This is a genomic window from Pseudomonas syringae (assembly GCF_001698815.1).
Taxonomy (GTDB): domain Bacteria; phylum Pseudomonadota; class Gammaproteobacteria; order Pseudomonadales; family Pseudomonadaceae; genus Aquipseudomonas; species Aquipseudomonas syringae_A.
In genome coordinates, this window is sequence record NZ_LGSI01000003.1 from 103,758 (window position 1) to 109,992 (window position 6,235).

5 protein-coding genes are annotated in these 6,235 nt (G+C 59.5%); 3 read left to right on the forward strand and 2 right to left on the reverse strand.

Features of this window, described 5'->3' with window-relative positions; all coding sequences use genetic code 11:
* Positions 1 to 36: 36 nt before the first annotated feature.
* Positions 37 to 1,896: a flavin monoamine oxidase family protein gene (locus AFK24_RS00765; protein WP_065831428.1), complete on the reverse strand. Its 1,860-nt coding sequence runs from the start codon at positions 1,894 to 1,896 to the stop codon at positions 37 to 39.
* A gap of 211 nt (positions 1,897 to 2,107) precedes the next feature.
* On the opposite strand from AFK24_RS00765, the gene AFK24_RS00770 reads away from it, so the two are divergent.
* Together AFK24_RS00770 and AFK24_RS00775 are read left to right on the forward strand one after the other, a co-directional pair.
* Entirely contained in the window at positions 2,108 to 3,514 is a 1,407-nt protein-coding gene (locus tag AFK24_RS00770) for an adenosylmethionine--8-amino-7-oxononanoate transaminase (protein ID WP_065831429.1), read from the forward strand.
* 167 nt (positions 3,515 to 3,681) lie between these two features.
* Positions 3,682 to 4,401, forward strand: coding sequence for a 16S rRNA (uracil(1498)-N(3))-methyltransferase (locus AFK24_RS00775; protein WP_065831430.1), 720 nt, complete (start codon positions 3,682 to 3,684; stop codon positions 4,399 to 4,401).
* Between the two features lie 85 nt (positions 4,402 to 4,486).
* Here the strand turns inward: AFK24_RS00775 and trhA are convergent, their stop codons facing one another.
* Positions 4,487 to 5,104 carry a PAQR family membrane homeostasis protein TrhA gene (gene trhA / locus AFK24_RS00780; RefSeq protein ID WP_065831431.1) on the reverse strand — a complete coding sequence of 206 codons (618 nt, stop codon included), beginning with the start codon at positions 5,102 to 5,104 and terminating at the stop codon, positions 4,487 to 4,489.
* Between the two features lie 152 nt (positions 5,105 to 5,256).
* Here trhA and AFK24_RS00785 point away from each other — a divergent pair, with 152 nt between their 5' ends.
* The gene (locus AFK24_RS00785) at positions 5,257 to 6,174 is read left to right on the forward strand and encodes a LysR family transcriptional regulator (protein ID WP_065831433.1); all 918 of its coding nucleotides are present in this window, start codon (positions 5,257 to 5,259) and stop codon (positions 6,172 to 6,174) included.
* Positions 6,175 to 6,235: the final 61 nt, after the last annotated feature.

Here is a 6,235-nt window from a genome sequence, read left to right on the forward strand (position 1 = left end):
TAAAACCGCGCCCTTTTTCATTGTTGCATCAGCAGATCAGTTTTTCGGATCTACCGCTGGTGCCGGTGTTACTTCGGTCTTGGCTTTCACCGGGGCCTTTTTGGCTGGTTCGGCCTTGGCCGGAGCTTTGTGTGTCACTGGCTTGGCCGGTGCTTTCTTCGCTGGCTCTTTGGCCGGCGTCTTCTTCACTGGCGCTTTTTTCGCCGGTTCGACCTTCGCAGGCTCAGGCTTGGCCGGTTCAACCACTGGCGCAACTACCGGAGCAACCACTGGAGCCGGTGCTGGCTCTGGCGCTTTCTCCACAGGCTGCGCAACCGGCTCGTCGGAACCACCGAACAGACGCGAGAAGAAGCCCTTCTTCTCTTGCGGCTTGGCGGCGTCGGCTGGTTTGGCCGGTTCTGGTTTCTTCGCTTCGGCCTTGTCAGACGAACCGCCAAACAGGTTGCTGAAGAAGTTGCCGCCGGATGCTTTCGGTGCCGCTGGAACTGCTGCCGGAACGACCTTGACCGGTTCGAACGACTTGCCAGCCGCCAGATCCTGCACCTGGCTGGCTGCACGCTGACCTGTGCGCAAGGCGCCTTCGAGGGTACCTGGGAACATCGTGTCGGTGTGTTCGCCAGCAAAAGCTACGCGCTGAACAGGCTTTTCCCACAGGCGCCAGTACTTGCTGATCTGGCCTGGACCAAATGCCAGGTAAGCGCCGCCCGTCGAAGGATCGACGCTGTAGCGACGAATTTCGTAACCGGTATAAGCACCACGGGCCTGCGGGTAGAACGCGTGCAGACGAATCAACACCTGGTCCACCAGTTGTTTGTCGCCAAACGACTGCATGATCCGCGCGTTATCGCCGGACAGGTTGATCACCACATTGGCGCCACCTTTAAGTGCAGGCTCGATCCAGAGCATGCCCAGACCGGTGTTGCTGTAGATCTCGCCCGACAGGCGCGCCTTGCTGTCCCAGACCGGCGTCTTGAACTTGAGCATGATCTGGTCGCGCCAGCCGTAGTTGGTGCTCTTGATCGCGCCCATGTGCTGAGCATCCAGCGCCGGGGTCATCTGAATCTTGTTCAGCGCCCGCAGCGGCACGGCAACCACCACGTAGTCAGCGCTGTAACCGACTGCACCGACCTTGACCGTCACGCCATCCTTTTCCTGGATGATCGCGGACACCGGCGAGTTGGTTTTGATGGCCTTGATCTGCTTCACGAACGATTCGACCAGCACAGCGCTGCCGCCGGGCAGGCGAGCGGCGCGGAAGTCACGGTCTTCAATGTCGCGATTGACCCGTGATTGCTGTGCGAAATACAGCAGCGACAGGCGAGAAGGCTCGTCATAACGGGTACGAATCTGCTGATTGATCAGCTGGCGCGCGGTTGCTGGCAAGGAAAGACGATCCAGCCAGTTCGCCACGTTGATCTGGTCCAGGGCAAACAGCGTGCTGTTGGCAGCTGGATTTTCCGGATCGCTGATCGAACGCGCGAGGTTATCGAGGGTTTCCTCGTAACGTTTCATCGCTTCGGCAGTGGCCGGTTGCTTCAACGCCAGTTCAGCCTTGGTGAAATAAACACCGTCGATCAGATAGCTCGGCGTGCGCACAAACTCAGGCGCGGGCACGCTGGCGAGCTTGAATTGGTTCAGGTACTGGTTCAGCACTGGCTGCGCTTTGCTGTTGCCGATCCACTCGCTGGTCGCCAGACCGGAGCGGCCGCCCAGGTTGGGTTTGGCTTCCAGCAGCGTGACTTGCCAGCCTTTGCCTTGCAGCTCGTAGGCCGCCGTCAGGCCCGCCAGTCCGCCGCCGACGACGATGGCTGTATGTTGTTTTTCTATAGCGAGCGCCGAAACGCTGACCAGCCCAACTACCACTAGCGCACAGGCGCGCAGCCAACCAGAAAGCATTCAGCAAACTCCGAAATAAAACGTAGGAAGTGTCGGAAAACCAGGCCCGAGACGTCGAAGAGCCGCGAAGGATACGCCAGCCATTGCGGGCCTGCCAGCGCTCTACGCACGATGCCATTTCGCACTAGAGGTTGTCCCGCAGCCGGGCATTGCATAGGCTTGCTCGATTGTTCGTCCTCGCGCCATGCGAGCCGTCACTCGGAGATAACCAATGGGCTTGAATAATCAGTGGATGCAGCGCGACCTCGCGGTCCTGTGGCACCCCTGCACCCAGATGAAAGATCACGAAAACCTGCCGCTGATCCCGATCAAACGCGGCGAAGGCGTCTGGCTGGAGGACTTTGAAGGCAAGCGTTACCTGGACGCCGTGAGCTCCTGGTGGGTCAATGTGTTCGGCCATGCCAACCCGCGCATCAACCAGCGCATCAAGGATCAGGTGGACCAATTGGAGCACGTGATTCTGGCGGGTTTCAGTCACCAACCGGTGATCGAACTGTCCGAGCGTCTAATCAAAATGACGCCAGAAGGCCTGACCCGCTGCTTCTACGCGGACAACGGTTCGTCGTGCATCGAAGTTGCGCTGAAAATGAGCTTTCACTACTGGCTCAATCGCGGCAAACCGGACAAGAAGCGCTTCGTCACCCTGACCAACAGTTATCACGGCGAGACCATGGCCGCGATGTCAGTGGGCGATGTGCCGCTGTTCACTGAAACCTACAAGGCGCTGTTACTGGACACCATCAAGGTGCCGAGCCCCGACTGTTATCACCGCCCCGAAGGCATGAGCTGGGAAGAACACTCGCGCAACATGTTCGCGGCCATGGAACACACCCTGGCCGAGCACCATGACACGGTTGCAGCGGTCATCGTCGAGCCGTTGATTCAGGGCGCGGGCGGCATGCGCATGTACGACCCGATCTACCTCAAACTGTTGCGCGATGCCTGCGACCGTTACGGCGTGCATCTGATTCACGATGAAATCGCCGTGGGTTTCGGCCGCACCGGCACCATGTTCGCCTGCGAACAGGCCGGCATCCGCCCGGATTTCCTGTGCCTGTCCAAGGCGTTGACCGGCGGTTATCTGCCGTTGGCGGCCTGCATCACCACCGATGACGTGTACGACGCGTTCTATGACGACTATCCAACCTTGCGGGCCTTTCTGCATTCCCACAGCTATACGGGCAATCCGCTGGCGTGTGCGGCGGCATTGGCTACGCTGGATATTTTCGAGCAGGACAACGTTATCGAGAACAACAAAGCCCTGGCCCAGCGCATGAAAACCGCCACGGCGCACCTTGCGGATCACCCGAATGTGGCCGAAGTGCGCCAGACCGGCATGGCCGTGGCCATCGAAATGGTGCAGGACAAGGCGACCAAAACCGCGTATCCGTGGCAGGAGCGCCGTGGCTTGAAGGTCTTCCAGCACGCCCTGGAACGCGGCGCGCTGTTGCGACCGCTGGGCAGCGTGGTGTATTTCCTGCCGCCGTATGTGATCACCCCGGAACAGATCGACTTCCTCGCCGAAGTGGCAACCGAAGGCATCGATATCGCGACGCGTACCAGCATCAGCGTCGCCGTGCGTGAGAACTTTCATCCGGACTTCCGTGATCCGGGTTAGGCCGAATTTAGATCTGCGGATGAAATGCATTGTAGGAGGGGATTTATCCCCGAAAGGGCCGGTACAGTCAGCGCAATCTTCACGGTCTTCTTCGCGAATGAATTCGCTCCCACAATAAATGCCACCGCAAAGAACAATGCAGCATTCCAGAACTTCAGAGACCCACCATGAGACTGTCACGCTTTTTCATCGACGCCCCCCTGAGCCTTGGCGAACACGAATTGCCTGAAGCGCAGGCGCATTACATCGGGCGCGTGTTGCGCATGGCTGAAGGCGATGCGCTGCAGCTGTTCGACGGCTCGGGACAGGAGTTTCGCGGCACCTTACTGGAAGTCGGCAAGAAACGCGTGCGGGTGCAGCTCAACGAAACCTTCGCCGGCCAGACCGAATCGCCGCTGCTGATTCATCTGGGCCAGGGTTTGTCCCGTGGCGAACGCATGGATTGGGCGATTCAGAAAGCCACCGAACTGGGCGTCACGCAGATCACGCCGATTGTCAGCGAGCGCTGTGAAGTGCGCCTCAAGGACGACCGCGCGGAAAAGCGCCAGCTGCATTGGCAACAGATTGCAATCAGCGCCTGCGAGCAATGTGGCCGTTCGGTGGTGCCGGTGATTCATCCACCGATGGCGTTGGCCGACTGGCTCAAACGCACTGAAGCCGACCTGAAACTGGTGCTGCACCCGGTCGCCGAACCGCTGACCAGCCACAGCAAGCCGAACTCACTGGCATTCCTGATCGGCCCGGAAGGCGGCTTGAACGACGCCGAAGTCGATCAGGCCCAGGACGCCGGCTTCCACGCCGCCCGCCTCGGCCCACGCGTCCTGCGCACCGAAACCGCGCCGGTCGTAGCGCTGAGCGTGGCGCAGCAGTTGTGGGGGGATTTTTAAAAATATCTTCCAGCAGCCAACCGTAGGACCGGCTTCAGCCGGGAGGGCATTCTCCCGGCTGAAGCCGGTCCCACGGTTACGCTATTCACAACACATAAAAACAAATCGCCACAAAGTGCAGCAGGCTCCCGGCGATCACGAACAGATGCCAGATCCCGTGCCAATGCCGGAAGCGTGTGTCGTAGGCGAAGAAAATGATGCCGATGGTGTACAGCGCGCCGCCCGCTGCCAGGAAGGTAAAGCCTGCTGTGCCCAATGCCGCCAGCAACGGTTTGATCGCCACCAGCACGATCCAGCCCATCACCGCATAGATTACGATGGACATCACCCGCGCTTCGGAGCGTGGTTTGATTTCCTGCAGGATGCCGATGATCGCCAGGCCCCAGACGATGCCGAACAGCGTCCAGCCCCACGCGCCGCGCAACGTGACCAGGCAAAACGGCGTGTAGCTGCCGGCAATCAGCAGATAGATCGAAAAGTGATCAACCTTCTGCATGATCTGTTTCGCCCGCCCGCGAACGCTGTGGTACACCGTCGACGCGCTGTACAAGGTCACCAGTGTCACGCCATAAATCGCCATGCTGACGACTTTCCACACATCCCCGTACACGCTCGCATACACCAGCAACCAGATCGCGCCGACCAACGCCAGTACGGCGCCGACCAGATGCGACCAGGCGTTGAATTTTTCTCCGTAATACATCCGCACACTACCTCGCTGACCAGAATCGCTGCGCAAGGCTGTAGGTTAAACACCCACAGCGCAACCGGCGCATGCGCCGACCGGGAATTTAGTGCAGCCAGCGGCTCATGACTTGGGCACAATCGCTACCATTCGAACAAGAAACCTTGGCCATGCAAATCGACGATGAGTTGACCCTCAAGAAGCTGGAAATTTTCCTGGCCTTCATGCGCACTGGCAACCTCGCCCGGGCGGCCGCCGAGTTGCAGACCAGCAACGTCAGCGTACACCGGGCGATTCATTCTCTGGAAAGTGCCTTGCGCTGCCCGCTGTTCAAACACGAAGGGCGCAACCTTACTCCGCTGGAAAGCGCCTATGTGCTGGAAGAGCGCGCCCAGAAGCTGATCCAGGACGTGCTCGCCACTGTCGAGCTGACCCGTCAGGCGGCCGGTTTCTCGGCGGCGCGTTTCAAGCTGGGGGCGCTGTATTCGTTGACGGTCAAGACCGTGCCGCAGTTGATCATGGGTCTGAAAATCCGCCGCAGCGAGTTGAATATCGACTTGATTCTGGGCTCGAATATCGACCTGTTCTACAAGCTCAAGAACATGGAAGTCGATGCCATCCTGGTGTCGCTGGATGAGAGCGTCAACGATCCGGATTGCGAGCATTTGCCATTGTTTTCCGATGACATCTTCCTCGCCGCGCCTGCCGATTCGCCGTTTTCGCAACACAACGAAGTCGACCTCAGTGATCTGCGCGAAGCCACGTTCATCACCCTCACCCAAGGCTTCGCCACCCACCGCGATGGCGCGCGGGTGTTCCAGCGGGCGGGCTTCGAGCCGAAAGTAGCGATGCAGGTGAACGACATCTTTACCCTGCTGAGCATGGTCAGCTCAGGCGTGGGTTATGCGCTGCTGCCGGGACGCATCGCGGCCGTCTACGAAAACCGCGTGCGCCTGATCCCGCTGCAAGCGCGCTATCACATGCAGCAGCACATCGGCCTGGTGTTCCTCAAATCCCGCGAGCGAGATCCGAATCTGTTGGCGTTAGTCGCGGAATGCCGGATGTACAGCAATCGACTCAAGACCTGATTTCGTTGGAGCGAAGCTTGCCCGCGAACCAGTCGACGCGGAGCATCAGTCATACCGTGCA